Genomic DNA, 25,286 nt, shown 5'->3' on the forward strand with positions numbered 1-25,286 from the left:
CATTCATGGAGCCGGCGTACAAGATTCTGATTGCCGACGACCACCCGCTGTTCCGCGAAGCCATCAGCAGTGTGATTTCTTCCGGTTTCGAAGGCAGTGAAATCATCGAGACCGATGACCTCGATAGCGCCCTCGCGATCACCCGGGAGAACGACGACCTGGACCTGATCCTGCTGGATCTGAACATGCCGGGCATGCACGGCCTCAATGGGTTGATCACCCTGCGCAACGAGGCGCCAAGCATTCCGGTGGTGATTGTCTCCGCCGAGGAAGACAAGCAGGTGGTCCTGCAGGCCATTACCTATGGCGCCGTGGGATTTATCACCAAATCCTCGCCCCGGGCCCAGATGACCGAGGCCATCCAGCAGATCCTCAACGGCAATGTCTACCTGCCCTCCGATATCATCCGCACCGGCAAGGAAAGCAGCCATCGCCGCAGCCGCAGCGATGACAACCCGATCTCACCGGAACTGCTCAACTCCCTGACCCGCCGGCAGCTGCTGGTGCTGGAGCGGATGTCCAAGGGGGAATCCAACAAGCAGATTGCCTATAACCTGAATATTGCGGAGACTACGGTGAAGGCTCATGTATCCGCCATCCTGCGGAAGCTGGGGGTGCATAACCGGGTGCAGGCGATTCTGTCTGCCAGTGATGTGGATTTCAGTCAGTATCTGAAGCGCTGAGGGTATGGCAGAAATTGAACATGGGGTCAGATGAACGAGTTCATCAGACCCCTGAGTAGGGCGAAACCATGGACTTGCTTCGGGGTCAGATGAAAACCTTCATCTGACCCCTTTTTCATGCCAAAGCCCTGCTCTACCCCCATCGGGGTCTGAAGAAAGCTTTCTTCTGACCCCTCCTTCACGCAGCCCCGGTTTCACCCCCGAATCACATGATTCAACACACTCCGCAACTTCAGCGGCTTCACCGGCTTGTTCATCAGCAGGTAACCCAGCTCGCGGATATGCTGCTTCAGCTCGTTGGTGTAATTGGCGGTGATCATCAACACCGGCGCCGGAACCGCCCGCCGGCGGTTGATTTCCCCCACCACGTCCACACCGTTTTCGTCGTTATCCAGATGGTAATCCGCCAGGATGAGATCCACGGGGCAGGATTCGATCGGCAGCTGCCGTTCCAGATCCTCCAGGGAAACCGCAGTCACCACCCGGCAGTCCCAGCCCTCGAGCAGGGTTTTCATGCCCTGGCAGATGGCCTGGTCGTTGTCGATGACCCACACGCGGGCGCCGCTCAGGCCATCGTCCAGGCTGCCCACCCCTGAGTTATCCGCTCCCGGTCGACCCGGCCGCAGCTGGCCCAGGGGTACCCGTACGCTGAATACCGAACCCTTACCCTCCACCGAGGACACGGTCACCTCATGCCCAAGCATGCGGGAGATCTTGTCCACGATGGCCAGGCCCAGGCCGAGGCCCTTGTCCGCCTGCGAACCGCTGGGGCGGATACGCTTGAACTCCTGAAAGATTTCGGTGAGCTTGTCCTCGGGAATCCCGGGGCCGGTATCCCAGACCTGCAACAGCACGTGCTCTTTCCGCCGCCGACAACCCAGCAGAATGCGCCCCGAACTGGTGTAACGGATGGCATTGGTGAGGAAGTTGCGCAGTATCCGGGCCAACAGCTGCGAATCAGACTCCACCACCACCGACGAGGGGACAAAATCCAGGGTCAGGTTCTCTGCCAGCGCCATCTGGCGAAACTCGCGGGCGATGTTATTGAGCAGATCCCGCAAGTCGAAGGCGGTGACGTCCGGCTTGATCACGCCGGCATCCAGCTTGGAGATGTCCACCAGCGTGCCGAGCAGGTTCTCGACGTCATCCAGGGATGTGCTGACCGACCGCACCAGTCCCTCAGCCTTGGGCCCGAAGGACTGTTCCTGCAGGGCGCTGGTGAACAGGCGGGCAGCGTTCAGTGGTTGCAGAAGATCATGACTGACCGCAGCCAGGAACTTGGTCTTGGACATGTTGGCGCGCTCGGCTTCCTGCTTGGCATCCCGCAGGCGGCCCTCCACCGCGGCACGCTCCGAAATTTCCTGGCGCAGTTGGTTGTTGAGCCCGGTCAGCGCCGCCGTGCGTTCCTTCACCCGGCGCTCCAGGTTATCGTAGGCCTGCTCCAGTGCCAGGGCGGTCTTGCGCCGGTCGGTAATGTCACGGATCAGTACAAAGAAGCCGATGATGTCGCCGAACTCGTCGAAGTTGGGCACGTAGGAGCGCAGCATGTAACGGATTTCCCCGGCCTCACCGGTCTCCTCCAGCTCGAAGGTGACGTTGTGGCCGTCCAGGACTTCCATGATCTGGGGCAGCAATCGCTGGTAGAATTCCGGGCAGTGGATCTGGTCCAGCCGCTGCCCCAACAGGGGGGTGCCTTCCCGCCCGTACCAGGCCTCGTAGACCTTGTTACAGAACTGCACGGTCATATCCGCGCCGACATAGGCAATCAACGCCGGCACATGGTCGGTGACCACGCGGATCCAGCGCTCGCTCTCTTCCAGGGCCTTGATCCTGCGCGCCATCTCGCTGTTCTTGACGTCGGTGATGTCGGAATACAGCACCACCAGACCACCTTCCCGGGTCGGCCGCTCGGTCACCTGTACCCATCGGTCATTGGAGAGGAGGAATACCGCACCTTCCGCGTCTTCATGCCGGTGCTCTTCGACAATGAGTCCCGACGCCACGGCCCGGGCCTTGACCTCCTGAATGGAGGTGCCGGCGTTTGGGGCGCTGACACCCACATGTCGCCAGTAACTGCGAAACCGGCTGTTGCTCTGGATCAGCCGGTGCTGGCGATCGAACAGGACAAAACCGTCGGCGATACTCTCGATGGCATCGCTGAGTCGCTGGCGGGTGGTTTCCGCCTCCTCCCGGGCCCGGCTCAGGGCCTTGTTACTGGCCTTGAGCTCCTCCATGGCATGGTTGAGGGCATCCGTGCGCTCGCGCACCTGTTCGGCCAGGATGACGGAATGCTCGAACGCCGCATAGGGCTCGGGCTTATGGGCGACACCGGATTCCACCCGCACGATCAGGGCATCACGGATGCGGCGCAGCCGCTGGTTTTCAGCCTCCAGTTCGGCAATACGCCGGTCCTTCAGCTCTTCCTTGAGGTCCTCAGGATGTTCCCGAGCGGGCATCAGGCTGGCCAATCACCACCCCCGTAAACGTCTGGTTGATATGCATTCCGTCGAACTGTTCACCGTAGGTATTGAAGCCTATGACCTTGTGGTGTCGCAGGAACTCGGACACCGCATCCACCTCACCGGTCAGCTCCGCCTCCAGCCGGCGCAGGAAGCAGTCGCAACCGATGGTGACCAGCGGCGCACCCACCACCCGCTCGGAGGCCTCGATCTGCTCGCGCACACTGTCGAGCAGGGCTTCCGGCGCCATAGCGGTCATCACAATGCCGGTCTCGACGGCGCAGTAGAAGGTCAGGCTGCCGTCAGGATTGACCCGCTGAATGGAACGGACAAAGTAATGGCCACCGATCTTCACCCCCAAGGGCCGCAGCGCGAAGGTCTTGCGGTCCAGGGCATCGACGCTGACACCCACCGCCCGGGCATAGGCCTCGGCCGCCGGCTCGGCGTTGAGCTCGAACACGGTACGGCTCTCCGGGCAGGCATCGGTAACCACCAGTTTCTCGCTTCGATCCACCATGTGATGGGTGGAGAACACCCGGAAATCCAGCGGCGTGTTCACCAGCATCACCGTGGCCGCTCCGGTGTGGAACTGACCGTCGAAAAACACATGGGTATTGGCCAGGCGTTCGTCGTCGCCGGCCGATCCCCCGAACTGGGGAATGGTGCCGAGCGCTGAATTAAGCGTGGCGAGCACCAGTTCTTCCCGGCTGGACAGGCCATCCAGCAGGGTAATGGCAAAGGTATTGCCCTTCACCGGGGCCAGCCTGGCGTCCCGGCAGGTCGCCAGCAGGCCGTCGATAACGCCCTGGGCATCCTGGAGCGTGAAACGGTCCAGGGCCGAGATCAGGGCACAATCGATGGCAAAATAACGCCGGTCAAAGCCGATGGCCGTGATGCAGCCCCGGCCATAGCCGTCAGGGGTGATTTCCCCGGCCGAGGTGCAGCCGCAGACACGGACCTCCGAAAAGGCACGTTCGAGCGCTGGCCCCAGCCGCTGCAGGTCGTATTCGGCCGAGCAGAAGAAAAGGACACAGCCAAGATGCTCGTGGCTCAACTGGCTGGCAAGCTGGGTGGCCGCCAGCACCGGATCTCGTACGCTCGCGCTTGCCACCCTGACTGCCGGCAGGGTCGTCGCTGGCCTCATGGTCACCGGCTCCAAAGGTTTCGGGATTTCCACCGATTCTACGGCATCCCCGTAACCTGCCAATGCGACTTCCGTGCTTTTTATCGGCGCGCCAAAATGATCATAAGCCATTGATTAAACAACCTCCTTCATCAATGCCCGGTGGCGCCAGCCAATCAGGTGCCAACAAACCGGCACTTTAGTCTTAGGAAAGTGCGCCCGGCACCCGGCTTCCTGCCGGGCATCGGGACAACGCCGTGGTGACGATAGCGCTCAGAAGGTGACGATGGCACCCAGGGCAATGGTGTCTGCGTCCACCTGCTCGGCCCCGGTGGATTTGGCCACCTGCTCGAACATGTTGTACTCGGCGACCACCTTCAGGTTGCTGTTGATGTCGTGGAAAAACGCTACCGAGGTATTTTCGGTCTCGAAGTCGCCCTGGTCGGAATCGGTTTCACCGTAGGACAGGACAAAGCGGTTGGCGCCGAGGGTGTAGGAACCCTGGACCAGGTAACCGTCGGCGTCTTCTTCTGCAATCGGGGTGGCGGTGTCGGTGATCAGCACCGGCACATCGCCCTCGGAGGTGAACCCGGAAGCCGTAACCGACAAACCGGCGACAGAGGCTTTGAGCCCGTAACCAAGGCCGGTGGAATCAACGGAAGTCGTGGCATTCTCTGAACTCTGGGACCGGCCGTTGACCCAACCGGTGAGGTTGACGCCATTGAGGTCCGCGCTGTAGGTCACTTCCGCCTCAAAGCGCGGTGCCGACTGTTCGGACTGGGCGCCCGGCGTGGTGTTGGCCGGTTCGAAAATACCTGCAGCCACCTTCAGCCCGCCTATGTCCGGCGAACGGTAGGTGATCTGGGCGGACGGGTTCGGGTAAGGATACCCCGCCCGGATGTTACCGAAGGAGACACCGGTGGCCGCGCCCGGGGAACCGAAGCCCATGAGAATTTCATCCAGGAAGATGTTGGAGCGGGCGTACAGGCCGAAATCCTTACCAATCAGCACCTGGCCGAAGGAACCGTCAACCGTGGCGTACAGCTGGCGCACGTCGATGGCGGTGTCGGTGGGCGACTGCAGGCTGTCGTTAATAGTGGACCAGAATGAGGAGCGGCCGCCCAGGGTCAGATTACCCATTTCCTTGCTGAAATTGAAGCCAATGGTGTTCGGCAGGAACCCCATTTTCACATCGGAGTTCCGGGTGTCGGACACCTTGTCGTCCCGGTTCACATAGAAAGCATTGAAATAACCGTCCACCGAAAACGAGGTGCCGTCTTCGTTATAGACCTCAATCGCCGCATTGGCTCCTGTACTTGCGCCCATGGCCGCTGCCATGGCCAGTGCCAGACCTGACTTTCTGAAGTTGTTGTTGTTCATAATTCCCCCGGTTGTTGTTGGAAATCGGGATTGCGGACCTGAGGCAGGCCGACAATCCGGGGCGCACTCTGTCGCCCGAATTCCATGGTCGGGGAAGGGAGAAAGGGGGGAAATGCCACAAGGGAGCAGGTTTGCTGCTCATTTGGGAGGGTTCAGAATCGCAACTTTGGGATTACGACCCACCCGGAAAACGGTCCAGCTCCTGCACGCAGTCATCCAGGAACGACGACGGATCCGATATCACCGACTCGTCCGCCACCACACCGAACTGGATCTGGCCGGCGTAGCTGACGATGCTGATACCGACACCGATATCGCCGGCCTGCGGCACCCAGAACATCTGTTCGGTAATCCGGCAGCCGGCAAGATAGCGTGGCTCCCGTTTGCCGGGCACGTTCGACACCACCACCGACGCCTTGCGGTAGAACACATCGGCGATGGGCTGGCGTAACGGATCGGGGATCACCGAGGCGGTGGAGGCGAGCCCCCAGGCAATTCCCGGCTGCCAGCTTTTCTTCAGCCGGCGGGTTTCCTGCTTGATCCGGTACAGCCGCTCCAGGGAGCTTTCGCCATCCACCGGCAGCGGTACAAACACGGTACCAAAGTAATTTCCCAAGGTTCCGGGCTTCGGTTTCAGCTCCTCCGGCAGACGGCCACGGATATCCACCGGCACCGCAGCATGCATGACCGCCTGTTCCAGCTCGTCATCACTCAGCCCCAATCTGGGCCGGGCTGCGGCTGCCACGCAACTGAGCAACACATCATTGATGGTGACGTTGGTAGTCCGGGCAATGGCACCGAAGCGCTCAAGCGGAACCGGTGCCGACCAGCGGCAATGACGCCTGCCCAGCAGCGGCCGTCGGAGTTCGGAGGGGGAGTCTTCGGGCTCTACCAGAAAGTCCGTGACTTCGTTCAGCAAGCGCAGGCCTTTCTGGGCGTATTGCTCAAGGGCCTGCCCCGCGTGCTCCAGGGAAGCTGTCGCAGACCGGGACTCATCGGCCCCGCTTTCCCGCTCTTGTTGCCCCTGCGCCAACTGAGCCAACCAGGTCTGGGCAGCTTCGGTCCAGCGGGAAAACTCACCCTGTTCCGGCGCACCGTAGAGCGCCGGATGCTGCCGGGGTGACGCCGGGCAGAGCTGATCAAAAATCCCGAGCAGGGACAGACCATCGGCGTAGCAATGGTGCATTCGTAACACCAGCGCGGCACCGCCCGGGGCGTTGGGTGCCAGCCAGAACTTCCACATGGGACGGAACAGCGGCAGGGGTTCATTCAGCCGGGCAGAGACCCATTCCTGCAGCCCTGCCTCGGAGAAGCGCTCGATGACCACATCGAGGTGCCGACGAACATCGAACTCGGCATCCCGCTGCCACCACCAGCCGGGGCCTCTCTGCACCGGGCGATGCACAAAGCGCTCCCAGGCAATCCAGTACACCTCAAGGAATTCACGAAACCGGGGCGCGGTGAGCCCATCGACCCTCAGCATCACGGTAATGGTCATCGGATTATCCGGGCGCTCCAGTGCCAGCCAGGCCGAATCTGCGGGCAGCAGGAGATGCGATTGCGCTTGACTCAAACCTGAGGGTCCCCGGGGTCAGTAACATCCAATGGTACGTAAAAACCGAACACCGCATTGTGCCAGACAACCCGAGACGGCTCCACACGGCGAGCGCCGCACACGGTTACAAAAAATTACACGTGAGTAACTGTTCAGTCCTATACTGGTTATAAGCCTTGATGCAATGGTTATTAGCGGGTCCGGGGACCTGTCTATTGGCCGGGGAATGCCGAAAAAAGTGTTCCCGGCGCCATTAAATGCCCGCCACCATCGCGGTACAACAAGGTCACCAGCACAGACCAATACCAATAATCGACATTTGCAGTGCTGGGGGGAGAGCAGGTATGAAAGCGAGTCATGTTCGCAAGCTGATCAAGCCCATCGAGAGTGCCTACTCCGAGATGTTCTCGGGCCGGGTCTATCGTGTGGGTAAAGGTGCTGTTTCGGTCCGCAACCACAGTGGCAAGGCGGAGCAGACGGTTATTGGTGTGCACGGCTTCCTGGAGAATCACTGCTACTTCACCCAGGCCTACGAAGGCGCCACCACCGAACTGATCCTGCTGACCTGCAGCAACTACCACATTCCGGTGAACGGGGTCACTCCCGAGACTCCGGACTGGGAGGTGCCCATCAAGCACCTGGAAGGCACCATCGAGTACGATGCCTGCATCCTCAACCAAGCACTCGCGAACCTGCCCACCACCCGTAACATTCGAGTCCATGGCCACTCCCGCGGCGGCGCGGTGCTCCTGGAAGCCATGAAACAATGGCCCGAACTCTACGAGGAAGTGGAGGTGGTGCTCGAGGCCCCGGTGCTGCCCCAGGGGCGGCTGCATGGCCTGGTGACCATGTTGCTGGAACCGGTCAGCCATGGCATGTGGCCCTGGCTGATCCGCCTGATCAACAGTGCACCCCAGTCCGCCTACGGCCAGACTTTCTTCGGCAAGATGAATCCACGCAAGAAGCAGCTGCTGAGCAAGCTGTTCTCCGCCACCAAGGATCATCTGACCATTGTCCGCAACATCGAGAACATCATGGACTGGATGACGCGGACCGACACCTCGGTGTACCAGCATATCCGCCACGGCACCTTCCTGATCCCGGCGGTGGACCGGATTCTGGACCGCTCCGCCATGCTGGCCAGCGCCCGCCAGAGCCCGACCACCATGCGGATCGTGGAAACGCAGGCACCGAGCCACTTCATTACCCTGGATAGCAAGGAATGGGTTCCGGGCTTCGAGACCCTGCCGGCCACCGCCCAGGGCTGACCCTGCTGCATCTCCGGTTCCGCTCCGCTAAACTGGCGCCCCCATCCACGGTTTAGCGGAGCTGCCCCATGTACCGTGACCGCTTCGTCGCCACCCCTGTTCATTCCGAAGCGGCAAGCCGGCTTCAGCGGTTGCTGTTGGCGTACCACGACTTCCGGCAGCACAAGGCGGAGCACCCGCTGGCGGAGGACACGTTCAGGGTGGCGGACTGGCAGGCCCGGCGACTCAAAGCCACCCACCGGGACCTGTATGACCATCCCGGCTACCGCGCCGGCCTGGAATTCCTGCTCACCGATCTCTATGCACCCGCCGGCATGACCCGCCGGGACGACAACATCGACCGGGTGTTCCCGAAAATGGTCAAATGGCTGCCGGACAACCTGCTGGATACCTTTGCCGGGCTGGTGGAGCTGAACCTGGTGACTCAGGAGCTGGACCTGGAACTGGCCGAACTGCTCGACCGGAACCGGCAGCCGGTGGCGGAACTGGATACCCCGGTCTACTGCGAGGCCTACCGGGCAAGCCGGCGGCTGGACGACCGGTCAAGGCAGATTCAACTGGTGGCGGAGGTCGGTCAGCAGCTGGACCGCTACGTGCGCAACCGCACCCTGGGCTGGCTGCTGTCCATGGCGAAAACACCGGCGGAAATGGCGGACCTGAGCGACCTGCACAGTTTTCTGCATCGTGGTTACAGTGCCTTCCGCAAGATGGACAATGTCGATGGCCTGATTGAACGGCTGGTGTGGCGGGAACGGAGAGTAATGGAGCAGATTCTGGCGGGCCACCCGGCGCCTTTCGAGCTACCGGGCGACCTCTGAGCCGTCAGGCCTGGATGATCTGGTCGAGCTGGCTGTGAATCTCCTGCTCGATGCGGTGCTTGAACGGCCGCAGCATCAGGCCCAGCTCCAGACGGATATGCAGGTCATCCGGGGTGATGTTCAGATGCCCCTTGACGCCGCTGCGCTTGAACTTCATGACATCACCTTCCCACTGGTAATGCACATCGAACTGCTTTGACAGGTCCTGGGCCAGGGTTTCTGCCGCCTGACGGGCGTGTTCCTTGTCCAGTGAATGGGGGCGATGGACATCGATGACAGACATGGATCAGTTTTCTCTTCCAAATTGAAACGGTTTTACAGTGTAAGGCGGTATTAAACTTGTAGCCACCCCGCCAACCGTTAGAATACGGGGTTCAGATTCTGACAGGACAGCCCCCATGAGCGAGCAGCAAACGCCAGCCAATCCGTCCGGTTCCGGCAATGGCCAGGACGACGTTACCCATTTCGGTTTCCGCAACGTGCCGAAAAGCCAGAAGGCCGGCCAGGTGGCCGACGTCTTCCACAGCGTGGCGGGCAAGTACGACCTCATGAATGACCTCATGTCCATGGGTATTCACCGGCTCTGGAAGCGCTTTACCATCGAGCTTTCCGGGGTGCGCCCGGGGCACCAGGTCCTGGACATTGCCGGGGGTACCGGCGACCTGACCATGAAATTCTCGGATCTCGTGGGTCCGTCGGGCAAGGTCGTCCTCGCCGACATCAACGCCTCCATGCTCCAGGTCGGCCGCAGCCGGCTGATGGACCGGGGTTACGCCGGTAACATCGAATACGTGCAGGCGGATGCCGAACACCTCCCCTTCCCGGACAACAACTTCAATGCCGTGTCCATCGCCTTCGGTCTGCGCAACGTGACAGACAAGGATCAGGCCCTGTGCGACATGGCCCGCGTGCTCAAGCCCGGTGGCAAGCTGATGGTGCTGGAATTCTCCAAGCCCACCAATCCGCTGCTGAACAAGGCCTATGACATGTACTCCTTCAACGCGCTGCCGCTGATGGGTCAGCTGATCGCCGGTGACAGCGAGAGCTACAAGTACCTCGCCGAGTCCATCCGCATGCACCCGGATCAGGAGACCCTCAAGGCCATGATGGAGAACGCCGGCCTGGTGAACTGCCGCTACTACAACATGACCGGCGGCATCGTCGCACTGCACGTGGGAATCAAGCCCTGATGTTCCCGGGCCCGACCCTGCAGGCTGCGGCCAGCGCCATCATCGAGAATGCACTGAACCGGGCACTCGAGCTGGACCCGGCCGGCCGCCAGTCCCTGGTCAAAGCACTGACGGGCCCCGTGCAGCTGGACATAACCGCCCCGGTACCACTGACCTATACCCTCGACCAAACCGGGGACAGGGTCCAGGTCAGCAGCCAGCCGCCAATGGACCCGGCGCTGCGAATCAGTGGCCGGCCGCTGGCCTTTGCCGCCCTGGCCGTTGGTGATGACCGGGTATTTTCAGACGGGCGCCTGGCTGTCGATGGTGATACCGGCCTCGCCCACCAGCTCCAGCGGGCCCTGAACCAGCTGGATCCCGACTGGGAAGCTGCCATGGCCCGGCACATCGGTGACGTTCCGGCACACTTCCTTGGCAAACGCCTGCGCCATGCGGTGAAATGGAGCCGGGAAGCGGTCCGCTCCATGAATGCGAATATCGAGGAATACGTCCACGAGGAAAGCCGCGCCCTGCCCGGGCGCCGGGAACTGGAAGCCACCTTCGGGGATATCGATGAGCTGAGTCTGCGCACCGAGCGCCTGGAAGCCCGGCTCCGGCTGCTGGAAGACCGCGAAATCACTGACGAACCGGAGAACCCGTGACCCGCCTGAGACGCCTGTTCCGAATTGCCTGGGTATTCTGCCGTTACCGCCTGGACACGTTTCTGCCGATCGCCGAACTGCCGACGCCCCTGAAGGTGTTCTTCCTGCTGGCCCCCTGGCACCTGTTCCCTCAACCAAAACTGAGCCGGGGCGATCGCCTGCGGCTGGCCCTGGAAGAGCTGGGACCGGTATTCGTGAAATTCGGTCAGATCCTTTCCACCCGGCGTGACCTGCTGCCGGACGACATGGCCGAGTCCCTCAAACAGCTCCAGGACCGGGTACCCCCATTTCCCAGCGACACTGCCCGCAACATCATCGAAACCTCCCTGGGCAAGCCGGTCTCCGAGCTGTTTGCGGAATTCTCCGCCGATCCCATGGCGTCCGCCTCGGTGGCCCAGGTCCATGCCGCCACCCTGCCCAATGGCCAGCGTGTGGTGGTCAAGGTTTTGAGGCCGGGTATCGAAAAGGTGATTCACCAGGACCTGGCCCTGATGTACCTGATGGCCGGCCTGCTGGAGAAATACTGGTCCGAGGGCAAGCGTCTGCACCCGGTGGACGTGGTCGCCGATTACGATTCCACCATCCACGACGAACTGGACCTTCAGCGCGAGGCCGCCAACGCCAGCCAGCTGCGCCGCAACTTCGAGAACTCGTCGCTGATCTATATCCCCTTTATCGACTGGGATTACACCCGCAAGTCGGTACTGGTGATGGAACGGATCCACGGCATTCCCATTGCCGACGTGCCCGCGCTGGAGGCGGCCGGCGTCAACATGAAGGTACTGGCGGAAAAGGGCGTGGAGATCTTCTTCACCCAGGTATTCCGGGACAGTTTCTTCCATGCCGACATGCACCCGGGCAATATCTTCGTCGACGTGTCCAACCCGTCTGACCCGCGCTACATCGCCATCGATTTCGGCATTGTCGGCACCCTGGCCCCGGATGACCAGAGCTACCTGGCCCGCAACCTGCTGGCGTTCTTCCGCCGGGATTACCGCCAGGTCGCGCAATTGCATATTCAGTCCGGCTGGGTACCACCGGACACCCGGGTCAACGAGTTCGAGGCCGCCATCCGCACCGTGTGCGAGCCAATTTTCGAACGCCCCCTGAAAGACATCTCCTTCGGCCACTTCCTGTTGCGTCTGTTCCAGACCGCCCGACGCTTCAATATGGAAGTCCAGCCCCAGCTGGTGCTGTTGCAGAAAACCCTGCTCAATGTCGAAGGCCTGGGCCGCCAGCTTTATCCGGAGCTGGATCTCTGGAGCACCGCCCAGCCGTTCCTCGAGGACTGGATGCGCAAGCGCATTGGCCCCTCCGGGTTGCTGAAGTCACTGCAGTCACACCTGCCCTCCTGGCTGGAACAGTCACCGGAAATGCCGCAACTGATCCACGATGCCCTGCTGCAGATGCGACACGCCGGACCCACCGAACAGCAAAACCGCGATACACTAAAGCTGTTGCGACAGCAGCAAGCCCGCACCGAGCGACGCTGGCGCCGGGCCGGTCTGGCTGTTGTGCTGGTGGCTGCGGCGGTGATCGGAACCCTGCCTGAGGCCCGGGTCTGGGTCGAGAACACGCCGGCATGGAGCTGGGCCCTGCTGGCCATCGCCGGCGGACTGGTGATGCGCGGCGGCCGTTAAACCACAAGACAAACCGGGATTCACATAAATGCAAGAAAGCTCCGTTACTGTCGACAGCCCTGACTGGTTGAATGCCATTCGCTGGACCGAAGACGGTCTGGTCCCGGCCATTGCCCAGGATGCCGAAACCGGCGAGATCCTGATGATGGCCTGGATGAACCGGGAATCCCTCAGGCTGACTGCTGAAGAAGGTCACGCGGTGTACTGGTCACGCTCCCGGGGCAAGCTCTGGCGCAAGGGTGAGACCTCCGGCCATCAACAGGTGGTGAAGGACATCCGGCTGGACTGCGACGAGGACGTGATTCTGCTGAAAGTCGAGCAGAAAGGCGGCATTGCGTGCCATACTGGCCGACGCAGCTGTTTTTACCGTACCCTGAAGGACGGAGCGTGGGTTGCGGTGGATCCGGTCATCAAGGATCCGGACGCAATCTATGGCAACAAGTAAGGAGCAGCCCGTGAGTGATGTACTGGAACGCCTGGCCCAGGTACTGGAAGCCCGCAAGAATGCAGACCCGGAGTCATCCTATGTCGCCAGCCTGCATGCCAAAGGGCTGAACAAGATCCTGGAAAAGGTCGGTGAGGAATGCACCGAAACCCTGCTGGCTGCCAAGGATGCCGAGCACAGCGGCGAAACCTCGGATGTGGTCTACGAGACCGCGGATCTTTGGTTTCACAGCATGGTCATGCTGTCCCGGCTCGGACTCGGACCGGACGACGTCCTGAACGAGCTGGTACGGCGTTTTGACCTGTCAGGACTGGAAGAAAAGGCATCCCGGAGCAAGTAGGCAGGTGTTACCCCTTTCGGGGGTTTCCGCATGACGGCTCCTTTAACGTACAATGTCTCTTAACTGAAACAATGAGAATGAGGAACCCCGCATGGGTATCAGTATCTGGCAACTCCTGATCGTACTTGGCATTGTCATCCTGTTGTTCGGAACCAAGAAACTGCGGAACATCGGCAGCGACCTCGGTGGCGCCATCCGTGGCTTCAAGAAGTCCATGAATGACGACGACACCGCGAAGGACGAAAAGGATTCCCTGGAAGAAAAGTCCGAGGCCGAGCCCAAGCAGGCGGAAGCGGAAGACAAGCCCCGGGAAAAAACCCACAGCTGAGACCTGGCTGAATGTTCGATATCGGCTTCCTTGAGCTGCTGATTTGCGGCGTTATTGCCCTTTTGGTGCTTGGCCCCGAACGGCTCCCTACGGCCGCCCGGGCTGCCGGGCGCTGGGTGGGGGCAGCACGCCGTATGGTCGGCCAGTTCAGTTCCGAGCTTGACCGGCAACTGAAAGCCGAGGAGCTGCGCGAGGAACTCCGCAAAGCGGGCGATGTCGGTCTGGATGATGTGCAAAAAACCGTGCGGGGGGCTCTGGATGAGGCCAAGAAGTACGAGCACATGATCCTGTCCGACGACGAAACCCGCAAACCCAGGCCGGCGCCGGCAACACGCCGCATGGCAGGGGAAGGCGAGCAAACGGACTCCTCCGGCGCAAACAGCCAGAATAACAAGACACCGGAACCGTCCAGCGAAGCCTCCGGTGAACGCGAGACCCAATCAGGCCCGTCGGATAACCGTTCATGACCCAGCAGCCAGACGGCAACCAGATCCATCCCGAACAACAACCGGAAATGCCACTGATCGAGCACCTGCTCGAGCTGCGTAACCGGCTGTTGAAGATGGTGCTGGCCGTGGTGATCTGTTTCGCCGCGATCTACCCCTTTGCCAACGAACTGTATCTCTGGCTCAGCCAGCCGATCCGGGAACTGCTGCCCGTGGGCCAGAGCATGATCGCCACCGACGTCACCTCGCCCTTCTTCGCTCCCCTGAAGCTGGCATTGGTGCTCTCGGTCTTTGCCGCGATCCCGATTATCCTCTACCAACTCTGGAGTTTCATCGCCCCGGGGCTGTATGCCCATGAGAAGCGGCTGGCGTTTCCGTTGCTGTTCACCTCGGTGATCCTGTTCTATGCCGGCGCCGCGTTTGCCTATTACGTGGTGTTTCCACTGGTGTTCGGGTTCTTTACCGCCATCGGCCCCGAGGGCATTGTGGAGCTGCCGGATATCAGCAGCTACCTGAATTTCGTGCTCAAGATGTTCTTTGCCTTTGGGGTGGCGTTCGAGATTCCCATCGCCACGGTACTGCTGATCCTGACCGGCGCCACCACCCCGGACGATCTGGCAGCCAAGCGTCCCTATGTGGTCGTTGGCTGTTTCATCATCGGCATGCTGCTGACACCCCCGGACATCATCTCCCAGACTCTGCTGGCGGTCCCCATGTGGATCCTGTTCGAGTTCGGTATCCTGTTCGGGCGTCTGGCCCGCCGGGAGGTGGCCAGCGAGGATGCGGAAGATTTCCCCGGCGAATGAACCTGGCACTGCTGTTTGACGAGGATTTTGTCACGCCGGACCGGGCCGTGCTTACCGGCCGCCGGCTGACCCATCTGCATTCCGTACTGAAGGTGGCCGCCGGTGACCGCATTCCCGTCGGTCGCGTTGATGACCTGATGGGAACCGGTGAGGTAATCCGGCTGACAGGCACCGAAGCCGAACTGCAGGTAACACTGGACCAGCAACCGCCGGCGGCACTGCCGCTCACCCTGATCCTGGCCATGCCCCGCCCCAAAATGTTCCGACGGGTACTTCAGACCTGCGCCTCCCTCGGCATCAAGGACATCTGGCTGATCAACAGCTACAAGGTGGAGAAGAGTTTCTGGCAGACCCCCTGGCTGTCGGGGGACAATCTGCGGGAAAACCTGACCCTGGGCCTCGAGCAGGCCAGAGATACGGTGATGCCGACCGTTCACATCCGCAAACTGTTTAAACCCTTCGTGGAAGACGAGCTTCCCGACATCCTCGCCGGCAAGCGGGCACTGGTGGCCCATCCGGGCACACCCACGCCCTGCCCTGTGCACCTCGATGAACCGGCCGTGCTGTGTATCGGACCCGAAGGAGGTTTCACCCCGTATGAGGTGGGCAAGCTGGAAGAGGCCGGCTGCCAGGGCGTTCATCTCGGCCCCCGGATCCTGAGGGTGGAAACCGCCGTGCCGGTGTTGGTCAGCCGGCTTGTTGACGCCTGCCGTTAAACCAGCCTTATGCAGCTTCCCCGTGGCGATTCTGCCACCAATTGATCAGGGGCGTCAGCACCCCGACCAGGATGGCACCGGCCAGAACCCCGAACAGGCCATCCGCCAGGGTCGATGCCAGGGTGGCGCCGATACCGCCAAAGCCTTCGGCGAAGTGATGGATGGCATCGTAGACCGGTGGCAGGCCATGGGTGAGAATGCCACCACCCACCAGAAACATGGCGATGGTACCCAGGATCGACAGGGTCTTCATCATGTAGGGAGCCAGCCAGAGGATACCCTCGCCAATGCGCTGGGCCAGGGCACTGTCCTTCTGGCTCAGATACAGGCCGCCATCGTCCAGTTTCACGATACCGGCCACCAGGCCATAGACCCCGACCGTGATCATCACCGCCACCACGGTGAGCACCAGGAACTGCATACCGATGCCCTGCCCGGTGACGGTACCCAGGGTAATGGCGATGATTTCAGCCGACAGGATGAAGTCGGTGCGTATCGCACCCTTGATCTTGTCCTTTTCCAGCGCCTTCAGGTCGACATCCGGATTCTTCAGGGCCTCGTGCAGCTCCTGCTTGTGGGCATCATCCTCCTTGCCGTGGAGGAACTTGTGGGCCAGTTTCTCGAAGCCCTCGAAACACAGGAACGCCCCACCGAGCATCAGCAACGGGGTCACCAGCCAGGGCACAAAGAAACTGATGGCCACCGCGGCCGGTACCAGGATGGCCTTGTTGATGAAAGACCCCTTGGCGACCGCCCAGACCACCGGCAACTCCCGGGCCGGCTTCACGCCGGTGACCTGCTGGGCATTGAGCGCCAGGTCATCCCCCAGAACCCCCGCGGTTTTCTTGGTGGCGGCCTTGGTCATGAGGGAGACGTCATCAAGGATGGTGGCGATGTCGTCGATCAGTGCGAGCAGACTGCTTCCTGCCATGGGCAGATTCCTTGTTCTGGTGGCTCTATCGGTTAATCAGCGAGGCCCATGGCCTCGGCGGCTATGCGGTTCTTTACCGGCCCAAGCCGGTCCAGCCAGCGCATGCCGGCATTACGAAGCCAGCGCAGCGGCAACTCATCCCGAGCGAACAACTGCTTGAAGCCCTCCATGGCCGCCATCATGGTGAGGTTCTCACCTTTCCGGCGGCGCTGATAGCGGGCCAGAACCAGTTGATCATCGACAGCAAGGCCTAGCGCCTTCGCCCGTTTCATTTCATCGAGCAGGGCCCGCACATCCCCGTACCCCAGGTTGGCACCCTGGCCTGCCAGGGGATGGATGGTATGGGCGGCGTCACCCACCAGAGCCAGGCCGTCGGCCACATAGTCCTTGGCATGGCGCTGGCGCAGGGGAAAGGCAAAACGGCGGGAAACCGCAGTCACACTGCCCAGCTCACCTTCGATGGCCCGCTCCAGCTCAGCCCGGAAGGCATCATCACCGAGGGCCATCAGCCGGCGGGCCTCGGAGGTATCCTGGGACCAGACAATGGAACAGAACTGGTCGTCCAGGCTTTCATTCAACAGCGGCAGGAAGGCCAGCGGGCCACTGGGAGAGAATCGCTGCCAGGCGGTGTAGCGGTGGCTTTGGGACGTCCGGACGGTGCAGACGATTGCCTGCTGGTCGTAATCCCATTCGTGGGTCGGCATACCCGCCCACTGGCGCAGGCGCGAGTTTGCGCCATCGGCCCCGATCACCAGGCGGGCCGCCAGCCGACGTCCGTCTTCCAGTTCAACGCCTTCCGTCCGGGACCAGCTCCGGACCCGGACCCCGTCAAAGAGCGTCACGTCACTGGCCAGCAGCTCCCGGAACAAAGCCCGGACGATGTTGCGGTTCTCGACAATGGTACCCAGCGCCCGGGCATGCAGTTCGGCGGCATCGAAATGGATCCGGCCGGTGCCGTCTCCATCCCACACGATCATTTCCCGATAGCCACAGTGCCGGCTTTCCGTCACCCCGGACCAGGCCCCCAGTTCTTCCAGAAGACGCTGGCTGGCCGCTGAAATGGCACTGACCCGGGGCTCGAAGTCGTCCACCGTTGACGCCGGCTCCGGGGCCTCCAGCAGAGCCTCCCGGACGGCACCTTCGACCAGACCGACCTGCCAGCCCTGGCGGGACAGACCCAGCGCAAGGGCCGATCCGATCATGCCGCCACCAACGATGACAATGTCGAAGGACGGGGCGTCGGTGTTACTGGTCATGACGGAGATCCTCACTGGCCGTTGTGGAAACTGACGGAACAACCGGCCTGCGGCCGCCGATGCCCATGGCCTTGCGGGCAAACCAGCGTTTGGCGCCGGGCACCATGTCGAGCCCGATCAGCCCCGCATCCCGCGCCGTGGCGACCGGCAAGAGGGACTGCCCAAAGACTCGGATCAGCGAGTCCGAGAACTGCACCGTCTGCTGCCAGTCCCGGCGATGCCGCCGCTGGTATTCACCGAGCACTGACAACTCACCGATCGAACGGCCCTCGTCCACCCCCCGCCGGAACTGTTCCACCAGGGTCATCAAGCCTCTCAGGGCCAGGTTAAAGCCCTGCCCGGCCACCGGATGCAGGGCATGGGCGGCGTTGCCCACCAGCGCCACACCCGGGCGTACGGCCTCGTCCACGGTGGTCAGCTTCAACGGGTAGTGGCTGCACTGCCCAATCCGGGTAAACCGGCCCAGCCGCCAGCCGAATCGCTCCTGCAGACGCCGGCATTTCTGCTCGTCCGACAGCTCCAGCACCTCCGCCAGAGCCGCATCGGTCAGGGTCCACACCAGTGCCGACTGGTTCTCCGGCCGGCGGGGTGAGCCATGGGGAAGTAGCGCCATCGGGCCATCGCCGGTAAACCGTTCATAGGCGGTAAACTGATGCGATTCACTGGTGGAGACATTGGCAATCAACGCATTCTGGCCGTAATTTTCGGTGCGGGTGACAAAACCCAGCTTCTCCCGCAGTCCGGAACGGCCGCCATCGGCAACCACCAGGCATTGCCCGGAGACCCGCTGCTCCTGGCCGTCCTTGCGGATCAGCACGTCAACACCGTCCGGTGTCGGAGTCATGTCCACCACCTCCGCCGGCGCCTGCCACTGCACACCCGTATCGAGCAACGCCCGCATCAGGCACAGCCCCATCCAGCGGTTGTCGGCCACGTAGCCCAGGGCTTGCTGGTGATGATCTTCGGCATGCAGTCGGGTGGCCCCGAAGTGGCCACGATCGGAGACATGGATATGGCGAATGGGCGTGGCGTGTTCCGACAACGACGGCCAGAGCCCCAGCTCTTCAAAGATGAGCCTGGATCCCCAGGACAACGCCGTGGAACGGGCGTCATAACTGGGCTGGTAGTCCTCCGGCAGGGCATCGGGAGACAGCGGGAAGGTCTCCACCACCGTCACCCGAAGCTCGGGCACGGTCCGGGCCAGCGCCAGGGCCAGGGTAGCGCCGGCCAGGCCGCCACCGGCAATAATCAGGTCAGTCTCGGGTGCGGTCACCGTGTCAGTCCGCCATCAACGCTTCAATCTCGGCAATGGTCTTGGGCACCTCATCGGTGAGGACGCGGCAACCGTCTTTGGTTACCACCACGTCATCCTCGATGCGGATGCCGATACCACGCCACTTCTCATCCACACTGGTGTTGTCCGGGGCGATGTACAGGCCGGGCTCCACGGTCAGGGCCATACCAGGCTCCAGCTCGCGCCAGGCCTCACCGATCCGGTAGTCACCCACGTCATGCACATCCATACCCAGCCAGTGGCCGGTGCGGTGCATGAAGAACGGCTTGTAGGCTTCCTTCTCGATGGCTTCTTCCACATTCCCGGACAACAGGCCGAGGTCGATCAGCCCCTGGGTGAGCACCCTGAGCGCTGCCTCGTGGGCATGGTTCCAGTGATTGCCCGGCCGCACGGCGTCAATGGCCTCGTACTGGGCCGCCAGCACGACCTCGTAAAGGGCTCGCTGCTCCGGGCTGAACTTGCCACTGACCGGGAAGGTCCGGGTAATGTCCGAGGCGTAGCATTCCAGCTCGCAGCCGGCATCGATCAGCACCAGGTCACCCTCCTTCAGGGGCGCACTGTTCTCGATGTAATGCAGGATGCAACCATTAGCGCCACTACCCACGATCGACGGGTAAGCGGTGGACCGGGCACCGTGCTCCATGAACGTGTGGATCAGGGTCGCTTCCAGGCTGTATTCAAAACCACCCTGGCGCGCCCGTTTCATGGCGTTGCGGTGGGCTTCGGCACTGATTTTACCGGCCTTCGCCATCACCTTGATCTCGTTGGCGCTCTTGTACAGGCGCAGATCGTGGAGCAGATGCTCCAGTGCGACAAACTCTCCGGGAGGATGGGCGCCCGTGCGTACCTTGCTGCGGATGGTCTTGACCCATTCCATGACCCGGTGATCGAAGCTCTGGTCCTTGCCGAGGGGGTAATAGACCCGGCTGCGACCTTCAATCATGCCCGGCAGGATGTCATCGATATCCGAAATCGGGAAGGCATCGTCCAGGCCGAACCGCTCGATGGCGCCTTCGGGGCCGCACAGGAAACCGTCCCAAAGCTCTTTCTCCGGGTGGCGTTCCTTGCAGAACAGCACCGCCTCGCCATGTTCGCGACCGGGAATCAGCGCCAGCACTGCCTCGGGCTCACCAAAGCCGGTCAGATACTGGAAATCACTGTCCTGCCGGAATGGGTGGAGTACATCCCGGTTACGCACCCGCTCCGGGGCCGCTGGCAGGATGGCGATACTGTCCGGCGCCATGCGCTCCATCAGCTTGCGACGACGCTCGGCGAACTCCTTCACGGGTATCATGGACGACATAGATTCTCCCATAGGTCTGGACCCGGTTCAGTGCAGGGTCGGCGAATTGGAGGCCGGCTTCTCCGGGGCGTTGAATTCGGTAAACACGGCCAGGGCCCCGAGCCGGACATACTCGGTGATTTCCAGCAGCTGCTGCTCGCTTTCCTCGTCGGCTTCCTCATCCTCGGAGAGCTGGCTGATTGCCACCATGTCCTCAATCAGCTCACGGATCTCGTCCGGAGCCTGGCCCAGGGATTCTCCGGCGGCCAGGGCCATGCCTTCAAGGAAACCGCGCACCCAGGAAACCAGTGCTTCCAGCCGCTGCTCGATGGCGTAGTCATCATCCGGTAACAAAGGATGGAAACTCATGTCGGCCGATTGCAAGAGCGCCAGGGTCTGCTCATAGGCCCTGTTCATGAAGGGCGCCAGGTCGTCGGATTCTTCGGCCGCGTCTTCCGGGAGACCCATGTGCTCGCACACCATGTTCAGCCATTCCGGTTCCTGGATACGGGAACCGGCGGCGAGTCGACCACACAGTGCGCCGTGGAGCTCCGAGGGATGACTGAAGGCCTGGTGGGCGGTAAAGACGTTGGCCCAGCGTTCGAATTCTGCAGCGCGGGCGGCGCCGGAAGAAGTGTCGGATTCGGACATGAATCAAGACAATCCTGTGTTGCTGAATGAAGTTCCTATCCTAGCATTCAGGCGACACCAAGACACTTGTCGCTTGCTTTTGCTGCCGGGAAATCACAATATGTTATAACATAACACCCACTACTGGAGAGCCTGATGAATCGATCCGGATACCGACTACTGTTGTTACCGCTGACCTTCCTCGCCGGCGTAGCCGCTGCCAGCGAGAACCCCGGCGCCCACCAGCACGGTCACGCCGAACTGTCGTTTGCGGTTGAAGGCAACAAGGTAGAGGTGATGTTTGTCTCACCCGCCTACAACGTGGTGGGCTTCGAGCATGAAGCCAGAACCAACGCCCAGACTCAGGCGCTGACGAAAGCGAACGACTGGTTTGCCGGAACACCGTTGATCAATACCCCGGAGGGCACCTGCACTGTGATCAGTTCGGATGTACATCACAGCGGCCAGGAACCGGAACACGACGGCAACGATGATGAGCACGGGGATCACGGCGGCGGCCATTCGGCCTTTGAAGTCATCCAGACGCTGGCGTGCCCCGGCGTGCAGGATGCCAGCACCCTGACCACACCGTTGACCACCCGGCTTGAACGCCTTGAGCACCTGGATGTGCAGTGGGCCGGCGCCATGGCACAGGGCGCAACACGCCTGGAGCATGGCGAACAAGCCATCGAACTGCAGCAATAACCTACTCGGTGTAGGGTGTCACGCTCCTGGCCACCATGGAGTATGAGGAGGTGCCGATCTCATTCTCGGTACGCTCAATCACCAGTGTGCCCTCGATCCACACCGGGTCATACAGGGCTTCGAGATAGAAGCCCTCCTTGTATTTCACGTGGATGATCTGGTTGGGCGGGGGCGGCGGCACATGGATGCAGGCACCGTAGTAGGGGACCAGGAAGAACTCGAGGATCTTCATGTCGTTGGTGGTTTTCAGCGGCACGACAAAGCCGGGAATCCGCCCCTCAACGTCTCCCATCTCCGGCACCACGCGCCCGGTCATGATCTCATCGGGCAGGATGGCGGGGCCGTCGCCCTCGTGCTCGACTTCTGGCATATTCTCCAGCAACGCCAGATCCTCGGCGGGCATGAGTTCAAGCCAGTCGATCTCCCGGGGCTCCGCGGCCACGGCGACAGAGGCGAATCCGAGCAAGGTTGCCAGGACCATGCCGGTAAAACGGGGCGAAGGGAAAACGTGAAGCATCAACGAGGTTACTCCTGGGGTTCAGGTTCCGGACCAGCAGGTATCATACACCGGAGACAATGATCACCAACATGACCAGCACGACAGAAACCCGGCTCAGCCGGGCCAGGAACGGGGAGTTTGCCCTGGAGGCCCGGGACCTTGGCTTCCGATGGGCAACGTCTCAACCGATGCTCCGGTTTCCGGACCTGACTATCCCCCGGGGTGAACACCTTTTCCTGCAAGGCGCCAGCGGTAGCGGCAAAAGCACCCTTCTGAGCCTGTTGTCCGGCATGCAGGTGCCCGAATCCGGGTCGGTCAGCATTCTCGGTTCCGAGCTGCAGCGCCTGGGCCCCGGCCCCCGGGACCGGTTCCGGGCCGACCATATCGGCGTGATCTTCCAGCAGTTCAACCTGGTGCCCTACCTGAGCGCTCTGGCGAACGTTACCCTGCCCTGCCGCCTGTCCCGTGTACGTCTTGGACAAACCCGGCCCGACCCGGACTCCGCTGCCAAAGAGCTGCTCGGGTTGCTGGCCATCCCTGAGGATCACTGGCATCGCAAGGTCACCCGGCTTTCCATCGGCCAACAGCAGCGGATTGCCGCGGCCCGGGCACTGATGGGCAGCCCCGGCATCATCCTCGCGGACGAGCCAACCTCCGCTCTGGATGCCGACAACCGGGACCGATTCCTCGATCTCCTGCTCGGCCTGGCCAAAGAACGGGGCACCTCGGTGGTTTTTGTCAGCCATGACCGCAGCCTGAGCCGCCATTTCCATCATCAGGTCCATCTGGGAGGTAAATCATGAAAACCAGACTGGCCTTTTCCCTGGCCCTGGCGAGCCTCTGGCACCGGCGCCGTGTCCTGGCCCTGGTGTGCCTGACCCTCACCCTGAGTGTCAGCCTGCTGCTGGGCATCCAGTACCTGCGTACCGAAATCCGGCAATCGTTCACCAGCACCATCAGCGGCACCGACCTCATCGTCGGGGCCCGCAGCGGCCAGCTGAACCTGCTGCTGTACACCGTGTTCCACATCGGCGATGCCACCAACAACATCCGCTGGAGCACCTTCCGGAAACTTCAGGAAGACCCACGAATTGACTGGCTGATCCCCATCTCCCTGGGTGACAGTTACCGGGGCTACCGGGTGGTGGCCACGGACAGCAACTTCCCGGAACACTTCCGTTATGGCCAGGAACAGCCGGTCAGCCTGGCCGAAGGCGAATGGTTCAGTGACGTGTTTCACGTCGTGCTCGGTGCCGGCGTGGCGCGGGAGCTCGGGCATCAGCCCGGCGAAGAGATCATCCTCTCCCACGGCGGCGGCAGAACCAGCTTCTCCAATCACGAGGACACCCCGTTCCGGATTACCGGGATTCTGGAGGCCACCGGCACCCCGGTCGACCAGGCGGTGTACATCAGCCTGGCAGGTATGGAGGCCATGCATGTGGGTTGGGAATCCGGCGTGGCGATTCCGGGGCGAACGCTAACCCCGGAAAAAGCCCAGGGAATGGACTTTACTCCCGACGCCATCACGGCCGCCTACGTGGGGCTGAAGTCCCCCGTGCTTACCTTCCAGCTCCAGCGCGCCCTGAACCAGTCGGCAGAGGAGCCCCTGTCCGCCATTCTCCCGGGCGTTGCCCTGAGCGAGCTGTGGCGCCTGATGGGGCAGTTCGAAAAAGCCCTGCTGGGTATTACCGGCTTCGTGGTCATTACCAGCCTGGTAGGACTGGTGGCGGTACTGCTGACCCTGCAGACCCAACGGGCCCACGAGATTGCAGTGCTCCGGGCCACCGGGGCCTCAACGGGGCTGGTTGCCTCCCTGCATGTGATCGAATGTGTTGCCCTGGCGCTGGTCTCCTGCCTGCTCGCACTGGCCGTGGGCGCCGCCCTCCTCACGGGCATTGCCCCCTGGTTACTGGACAACTACGGGATCAACCTGGCACTCAGGCCCCTGAACCCCACCGAATGGGCACTGCTCGCGACCGTACCGGCGGCGGCCGCGCTGGTCGGCCTGCTGCCGGCGTTCTCCACCTGGCGCAGGACCCGCTCCCAGGGCCTCGGGGAGATCAGCGGGCAGTGATCGGCGTCACGCCCCGACCGCTATGACAACCCTGTAAATTGACCGACTTAGCGTCCACACTTATAGTTATTTGCATTCATAACAACCGATGTTGGGCACGCCATGGAACAGTCCGAAGTACAGGCATTAGCGGACAAGCTGGACAAGCTGATCGAACGCTGTCAGAAACTGGAGCGGGATAACGCCATGCTGCGGGAGCTCCAGGACGACTGGAACCGGGAGCGGGCCCAGCTGGTACACAAGAACGATCTTGCCAAAAACAAGATCGAAGCCATGATTGGCCGCCTGCGGGCACTGGAGCACCACTGATGTCTAAGCAATCCACCACCGTTGAGGTGAAGATTCTCGACAAGGAATACCTGGTTGCCTGCCCGGAAGAAGAGCAAGAAGCCCTGATTCGCGCCGCCAGGCATCTGGACCACAAGATGCGGGAAATCCGTTCCAGCGGCAAGGTGTTCGGCGTTGAGCGCATTGCCGTCATGGCCGCGCTCAACATCGCCCACGAGCTGCTGGAGCAGGATTCCATGTCCGACGCCACCAGCTCGATTCTCAAGGCCATGGACAGCAAGCTCGACGATGCCCTCGGGGAAAATACGGGCCACTGATTGCGGATCAGGTGTTGCAATTGGCCCCGGACCTGCCCGTATAATGAGACCAACTTCCTGGGCTGTTCGCGATGGTCGGATACGTCCTCGAGCCGATGCGCATTACCCAGGTGGCTACTTCAGGGCATTGTGAGCACGTCCCCGACAGGGGAAAGCCTAATATGTCACAGCG

General features: G+C 61.8%; 28 protein-coding genes. 17 read left to right on the plus strand and 11 right to left on the minus strand.

What is annotated here, in order from left to right; translation table 11 throughout:
• Positions 1 to 5 precede the first annotated feature (5 nt).
• On the plus strand, positions 6 to 683 hold the full coding sequence (locus tag ACESMW_RS09815) for a response regulator (protein ID WP_372986874.1): 678 nt from the start codon (positions 6 to 8) through the stop codon (positions 681 to 683).
• Positions 684 to 877: 194 nt separating this feature from the next.
• Here the strand turns inward: ACESMW_RS09815 and ACESMW_RS09820 are convergent, their stop codons facing one another.
• The 4 genes from ACESMW_RS09820 to ACESMW_RS09835 form a co-directional block, all read right to left on the minus strand.
• Positions 878 to 3,139, minus strand: a complete 2,262-nt coding sequence (locus tag ACESMW_RS09820; RefSeq protein WP_372986851.1) for a NahK/ErcS family hybrid sensor histidine kinase/response regulator — start codon at positions 3,137 to 3,139, stop codon at positions 878 to 880.
• Complete coding sequence (gene nosP, locus ACESMW_RS09825; protein WP_372986875.1) at positions 3,117 to 4,286, minus strand: nitric oxide-sensing protein NosP; 1,170 nt, start codon at positions 4,284 to 4,286, stop codon at positions 3,117 to 3,119. Before nosP ends, ACESMW_RS09820 begins: the two co-directional genes overlap by 23 nt.
• A 252-nt stretch (positions 4,287 to 4,538) precedes the next feature.
• Positions 4,539 to 5,645 (minus strand): porin, encoded by a 1,107-nt coding sequence (locus ACESMW_RS09830; RefSeq protein WP_372986852.1) that lies wholly within the window; start codon positions 5,643 to 5,645, stop codon positions 4,539 to 4,541.
• Between the two features lie 172 nt (positions 5,646 to 5,817).
• Complete coding sequence (locus tag ACESMW_RS09835) at positions 5,818 to 7,218, minus strand: WS/DGAT domain-containing protein (protein ID WP_372986853.1); 1,401 nt, start codon at positions 7,216 to 7,218, stop codon at positions 5,818 to 5,820.
• A 326-nt stretch (positions 7,219 to 7,544) separates the two neighbouring features.
• Here ACESMW_RS09835 and ACESMW_RS09840 point away from each other — a divergent pair, with 326 nt between their 5' ends.
• A complete protein-coding gene (locus ACESMW_RS09840) occupies positions 7,545 to 8,468 on the plus strand; it encodes an alpha/beta hydrolase (RefSeq protein ID WP_372986854.1) in 924 nt (307 codons plus the stop codon).
• A 68-nt stretch (positions 8,469 to 8,536) separates the two neighbouring features.
• Positions 8,537 to 9,286 (plus strand): FFLEELY motif protein, encoded by a 750-nt coding sequence (locus ACESMW_RS09845; protein WP_372986855.1) that lies wholly within the window; start codon positions 8,537 to 8,539, stop codon positions 9,284 to 9,286.
• Between the two features lie 4 nt (positions 9,287 to 9,290).
• On the opposite strand, the gene ACESMW_RS09850 is transcribed toward ACESMW_RS09845, so the two are convergent.
• Complete coding sequence (locus ACESMW_RS09850; protein WP_092003733.1) at positions 9,291 to 9,569, minus strand: polyhydroxyalkanoic acid system family protein; 279 nt, start codon at positions 9,567 to 9,569, stop codon at positions 9,291 to 9,293.
• Positions 9,570 to 9,684: 115 nt separating this feature from the next.
• Between ACESMW_RS09850 and ubiE the strand changes: the two genes are divergently transcribed.
• From ubiE to ACESMW_RS09895, 9 genes are all read left to right on the plus strand, one after another.
• The gene (ubiE, locus tag ACESMW_RS09855; RefSeq protein WP_372986856.1) at positions 9,685 to 10,476 is read left to right on the plus strand and encodes a bifunctional demethylmenaquinone methyltransferase/2-methoxy-6-polyprenyl-1,4-benzoquinol methylase UbiE; all 792 of its coding nucleotides are present in this window, start codon (positions 9,685 to 9,687) and stop codon (positions 10,474 to 10,476) included.
• Entirely contained in the window at positions 10,476 to 11,117 is a 642-nt protein-coding gene (locus ACESMW_RS09860; RefSeq protein ID WP_372986857.1) for an SCP2 domain-containing protein, read from the plus strand. The genes ubiE and ACESMW_RS09860 overlap by 1 nt, the downstream gene beginning before the upstream one ends.
• Positions 11,114 to 12,757 (plus strand): ubiquinone biosynthesis regulatory protein kinase UbiB, encoded by a 1,644-nt coding sequence (gene ubiB, locus ACESMW_RS09865; RefSeq protein ID WP_372986858.1) that lies wholly within the window; start codon positions 11,114 to 11,116, stop codon positions 12,755 to 12,757. The genes ACESMW_RS09860 and ubiB overlap by 4 nt, the downstream gene beginning before the upstream one ends.
• A 28-nt stretch (positions 12,758 to 12,785) precedes the next feature.
• A complete protein-coding gene (gene hisI / locus ACESMW_RS09870) occupies positions 12,786 to 13,202 on the plus strand; it encodes a phosphoribosyl-AMP cyclohydrolase (protein ID WP_372986859.1) in 417 nt (138 codons plus the stop codon).
• A 10-nt stretch (positions 13,203 to 13,212) separates the two neighbouring features.
• Positions 13,213 to 13,542, plus strand: coding sequence for a phosphoribosyl-ATP diphosphatase (locus ACESMW_RS09875; RefSeq protein WP_372986860.1), 330 nt, complete (start codon positions 13,213 to 13,215; stop codon positions 13,540 to 13,542).
• 91 nt (positions 13,543 to 13,633) lie between these two features.
• The gene (gene tatA, locus ACESMW_RS09880; protein WP_113861404.1) at positions 13,634 to 13,870 is read left to right on the plus strand and encodes a Sec-independent protein translocase subunit TatA; all 237 of its coding nucleotides are present in this window, start codon (positions 13,634 to 13,636) and stop codon (positions 13,868 to 13,870) included.
• Positions 13,871 to 13,881: 11 nt separating this feature from the next.
• Positions 13,882 to 14,337 carry a Sec-independent protein translocase protein TatB gene (gene tatB / locus ACESMW_RS09885; protein WP_372986861.1) on the plus strand — a complete coding sequence of 152 codons (456 nt, stop codon included), beginning with the start codon at positions 13,882 to 13,884 and terminating at the stop codon, positions 14,335 to 14,337.
• Positions 14,334 to 15,122 carry a twin-arginine translocase subunit TatC gene (gene tatC, locus ACESMW_RS09890; protein WP_372986862.1) on the plus strand — a complete coding sequence of 263 codons (789 nt, stop codon included), beginning with the start codon at positions 14,334 to 14,336 and terminating at the stop codon, positions 15,120 to 15,122. Before tatB ends, tatC begins: the two co-directional genes overlap by 4 nt.
• Positions 15,119 to 15,838 carry a 16S rRNA (uracil(1498)-N(3))-methyltransferase gene (locus ACESMW_RS09895; RefSeq protein ID WP_372986863.1) on the plus strand — a complete coding sequence of 240 codons (720 nt, stop codon included), beginning with the start codon at positions 15,119 to 15,121 and terminating at the stop codon, positions 15,836 to 15,838. Before tatC ends, ACESMW_RS09895 begins: the two co-directional genes overlap by 4 nt.
• A gap of 7 nt (positions 15,839 to 15,845) precedes the next feature.
• Here ACESMW_RS09895 and ACESMW_RS09900 read toward each other — a convergent pair whose 3' ends face one another.
• Genes ACESMW_RS09900 through ACESMW_RS09920 form a run of 5 tightly spaced genes read right to left on the minus strand, consistent with a single transcriptional unit; the run spans position 15,846 to position 21,252 of the window.
• Positions 15,846 to 16,769 carry a DUF808 domain-containing protein gene (locus ACESMW_RS09900; protein WP_372986864.1) on the minus strand — a complete coding sequence of 308 codons (924 nt, stop codon included), beginning with the start codon at positions 16,767 to 16,769 and terminating at the stop codon, positions 15,846 to 15,848.
• 32 nt (positions 16,770 to 16,801) lie between these two features.
• The gene (locus ACESMW_RS09905) at positions 16,802 to 18,025 is read right to left on the minus strand and encodes a UbiH/UbiF/VisC/COQ6 family ubiquinone biosynthesis hydroxylase (protein WP_372986865.1); all 1,224 of its coding nucleotides are present in this window, start codon (positions 18,023 to 18,025) and stop codon (positions 16,802 to 16,804) included.
• Positions 18,015 to 19,298 (minus strand): 2-octaprenyl-6-methoxyphenyl hydroxylase, encoded by a 1,284-nt coding sequence (gene ubiH, locus ACESMW_RS09910; protein ID WP_372986866.1) that lies wholly within the window; start codon positions 19,296 to 19,298, stop codon positions 18,015 to 18,017. The genes ACESMW_RS09905 and ubiH overlap by 11 nt, the downstream gene beginning before the upstream one ends.
• Before the next feature lie 4 nt (positions 19,299 to 19,302).
• Positions 19,303 to 20,622: a Xaa-Pro aminopeptidase gene (pepP, locus tag ACESMW_RS09915; protein ID WP_372986867.1), complete on the minus strand. Its 1,320-nt coding sequence runs from the start codon at positions 20,620 to 20,622 to the stop codon at positions 19,303 to 19,305.
• 27 nt (positions 20,623 to 20,649) lie between these two features.
• A complete protein-coding gene (locus ACESMW_RS09920; protein WP_372986868.1) occupies positions 20,650 to 21,252 on the minus strand; it encodes a UPF0149 family protein in 603 nt (200 codons plus the stop codon).
• Between the two features lie 135 nt (positions 21,253 to 21,387).
• Between ACESMW_RS09920 and ACESMW_RS09925 the strand changes: the two genes are divergently transcribed.
• Positions 21,388 to 21,936: a ZrgA family zinc uptake protein gene (locus ACESMW_RS09925; protein ID WP_372986869.1), complete on the plus strand. Its 549-nt coding sequence runs from the start codon at positions 21,388 to 21,390 to the stop codon at positions 21,934 to 21,936.
• A gap of 1 nt (position 21,937) precedes the next feature.
• Here the strand turns inward: ACESMW_RS09925 and ACESMW_RS09930 are convergent, their stop codons facing one another.
• Entirely contained in the window at positions 21,938 to 22,417 is a 480-nt protein-coding gene (locus tag ACESMW_RS09930) for a DUF3299 domain-containing protein (RefSeq protein ID WP_372986876.1), read from the minus strand.
• A 107-nt stretch (positions 22,418 to 22,524) separates the two neighbouring features.
• Between ACESMW_RS09930 and ACESMW_RS09935 the strand changes: the two genes are divergently transcribed.
• The 4 genes from ACESMW_RS09935 (at position 22,525) to ACESMW_RS09950 (ending at position 25,114) form a co-directional block, all read left to right on the plus strand.
• On the plus strand, positions 22,525 to 23,238 hold the full coding sequence (locus tag ACESMW_RS09935; RefSeq protein ID WP_372986870.1) for an ABC transporter ATP-binding protein: 714 nt from the start codon (positions 22,525 to 22,527) through the stop codon (positions 23,236 to 23,238).
• Complete coding sequence (locus ACESMW_RS09940; protein WP_372986871.1) at positions 23,235 to 24,509, plus strand: ABC transporter permease; 1,275 nt, start codon at positions 23,235 to 23,237, stop codon at positions 24,507 to 24,509. The genes ACESMW_RS09935 and ACESMW_RS09940 overlap by 4 nt, the downstream gene beginning before the upstream one ends.
• A 102-nt stretch (positions 24,510 to 24,611) precedes the next feature.
• Complete coding sequence (locus ACESMW_RS09945; protein WP_092003681.1) at positions 24,612 to 24,818, plus strand: TIGR02449 family protein; 207 nt, start codon at positions 24,612 to 24,614, stop codon at positions 24,816 to 24,818.
• Entirely contained in the window at positions 24,818 to 25,114 is a 297-nt protein-coding gene (locus ACESMW_RS09950) for a cell division protein ZapA (protein WP_372986872.1), read from the plus strand. The genes ACESMW_RS09945 and ACESMW_RS09950 overlap by 1 nt, the downstream gene beginning before the upstream one ends.
• Positions 25,115 to 25,286 lie beyond the last annotated feature (172 nt).

The organism is Marinobacter sp. (assembly GCF_041690455.1).
Classification (GTDB): domain Bacteria; phylum Pseudomonadota; class Gammaproteobacteria; order Pseudomonadales; family Oleiphilaceae; genus Marinobacter.

Coding starts and splice junctions, on each gene's coding strand:
- ACESMW_RS09815 (WP_372986874.1), top strand. CDS start 6: ATGGAGCCGGCGTACAAGATTCTGATTGCCGACGACCACCCGCTGTTC.
- ACESMW_RS09820 (WP_372986851.1), bottom strand. CDS start 3,139: ATGCCCGCTCGGGAACATCCTGAGGACCTCAAGGAAGAGCTGAAGGAC.
- nosP (WP_372986875.1), bottom strand. CDS start 4,286: ATGAGGCCAGCGACGACCCTGCCGGCAGTCAGGGTGGCAAGCGCGAGC.
- ACESMW_RS09830 (WP_372986852.1), bottom strand. CDS start 5,645: ATGAACAACAACAACTTCAGAAAGTCAGGTCTGGCACTGGCCATGGCA.
- ACESMW_RS09840 (WP_372986854.1), top strand. CDS start 7,545: ATGAAAGCGAGTCATGTTCGCAAGCTGATCAAGCCCATCGAGAGTGCC.
- ACESMW_RS09845 (WP_372986855.1), top strand. CDS start 8,537: ATGTACCGTGACCGCTTCGTCGCCACCCCTGTTCATTCCGAAGCGGCA.
- ACESMW_RS09850 (WP_092003733.1), bottom strand. CDS start 9,569: ATGTCTGTCATCGATGTCCATCGCCCCCATTCACTGGACAAGGAACAC.
- ubiE (WP_372986856.1), top strand. CDS start 9,685: ATGAGCGAGCAGCAAACGCCAGCCAATCCGTCCGGTTCCGGCAATGGC.
- ACESMW_RS09860 (WP_372986857.1), top strand. CDS start 10,476: ATGTTCCCGGGCCCGACCCTGCAGGCTGCGGCCAGCGCCATCATCGAG.
- hisI (WP_372986859.1), top strand. CDS start 12,786: ATGCAAGAAAGCTCCGTTACTGTCGACAGCCCTGACTGGTTGAATGCC.
- tatA (WP_113861404.1), top strand. CDS start 13,634: ATGGGTATCAGTATCTGGCAACTCCTGATCGTACTTGGCATTGTCATC.
- tatB (WP_372986861.1), top strand. CDS start 13,882: ATGTTCGATATCGGCTTCCTTGAGCTGCTGATTTGCGGCGTTATTGCC.
- tatC (WP_372986862.1), top strand. CDS start 14,334: ATGACCCAGCAGCCAGACGGCAACCAGATCCATCCCGAACAACAACCG.
- ACESMW_RS09895 (WP_372986863.1), top strand. CDS start 15,119: ATGAACCTGGCACTGCTGTTTGACGAGGATTTTGTCACGCCGGACCGG.
- ACESMW_RS09900 (WP_372986864.1), bottom strand. CDS start 16,769: ATGGCAGGAAGCAGTCTGCTCGCACTGATCGACGACATCGCCACCATC.
- ACESMW_RS09905 (WP_372986865.1), bottom strand. CDS start 18,025: ATGACCAGTAACACCGACGCCCCGTCCTTCGACATTGTCATCGTTGGT.
- pepP (WP_372986867.1), bottom strand. CDS start 20,622: ATGTCGTCCATGATACCCGTGAAGGAGTTCGCCGAGCGTCGTCGCAAG.
- ACESMW_RS09920 (WP_372986868.1), bottom strand. CDS start 21,252: ATGTCCGAATCCGACACTTCTTCCGGCGCCGCCCGCGCTGCAGAATTC.
- ACESMW_RS09925 (WP_372986869.1), top strand. CDS start 21,388: ATGAATCGATCCGGATACCGACTACTGTTGTTACCGCTGACCTTCCTC.
- ACESMW_RS09930 (WP_372986876.1), bottom strand. CDS start 22,417: ATGGTCCTGGCAACCTTGCTCGGATTCGCCTCTGTCGCCGTGGCCGCG.
- ACESMW_RS09935 (WP_372986870.1), top strand. CDS start 22,525: ATGACCAGCACGACAGAAACCCGGCTCAGCCGGGCCAGGAACGGGGAG.
- ACESMW_RS09940 (WP_372986871.1), top strand. CDS start 23,235: ATGAAAACCAGACTGGCCTTTTCCCTGGCCCTGGCGAGCCTCTGGCAC.
- ACESMW_RS09945 (WP_092003681.1), top strand. CDS start 24,612: ATGGAACAGTCCGAAGTACAGGCATTAGCGGACAAGCTGGACAAGCTG.
- ACESMW_RS09950 (WP_372986872.1), top strand. CDS start 24,818: ATGTCTAAGCAATCCACCACCGTTGAGGTGAAGATTCTCGACAAGGAA.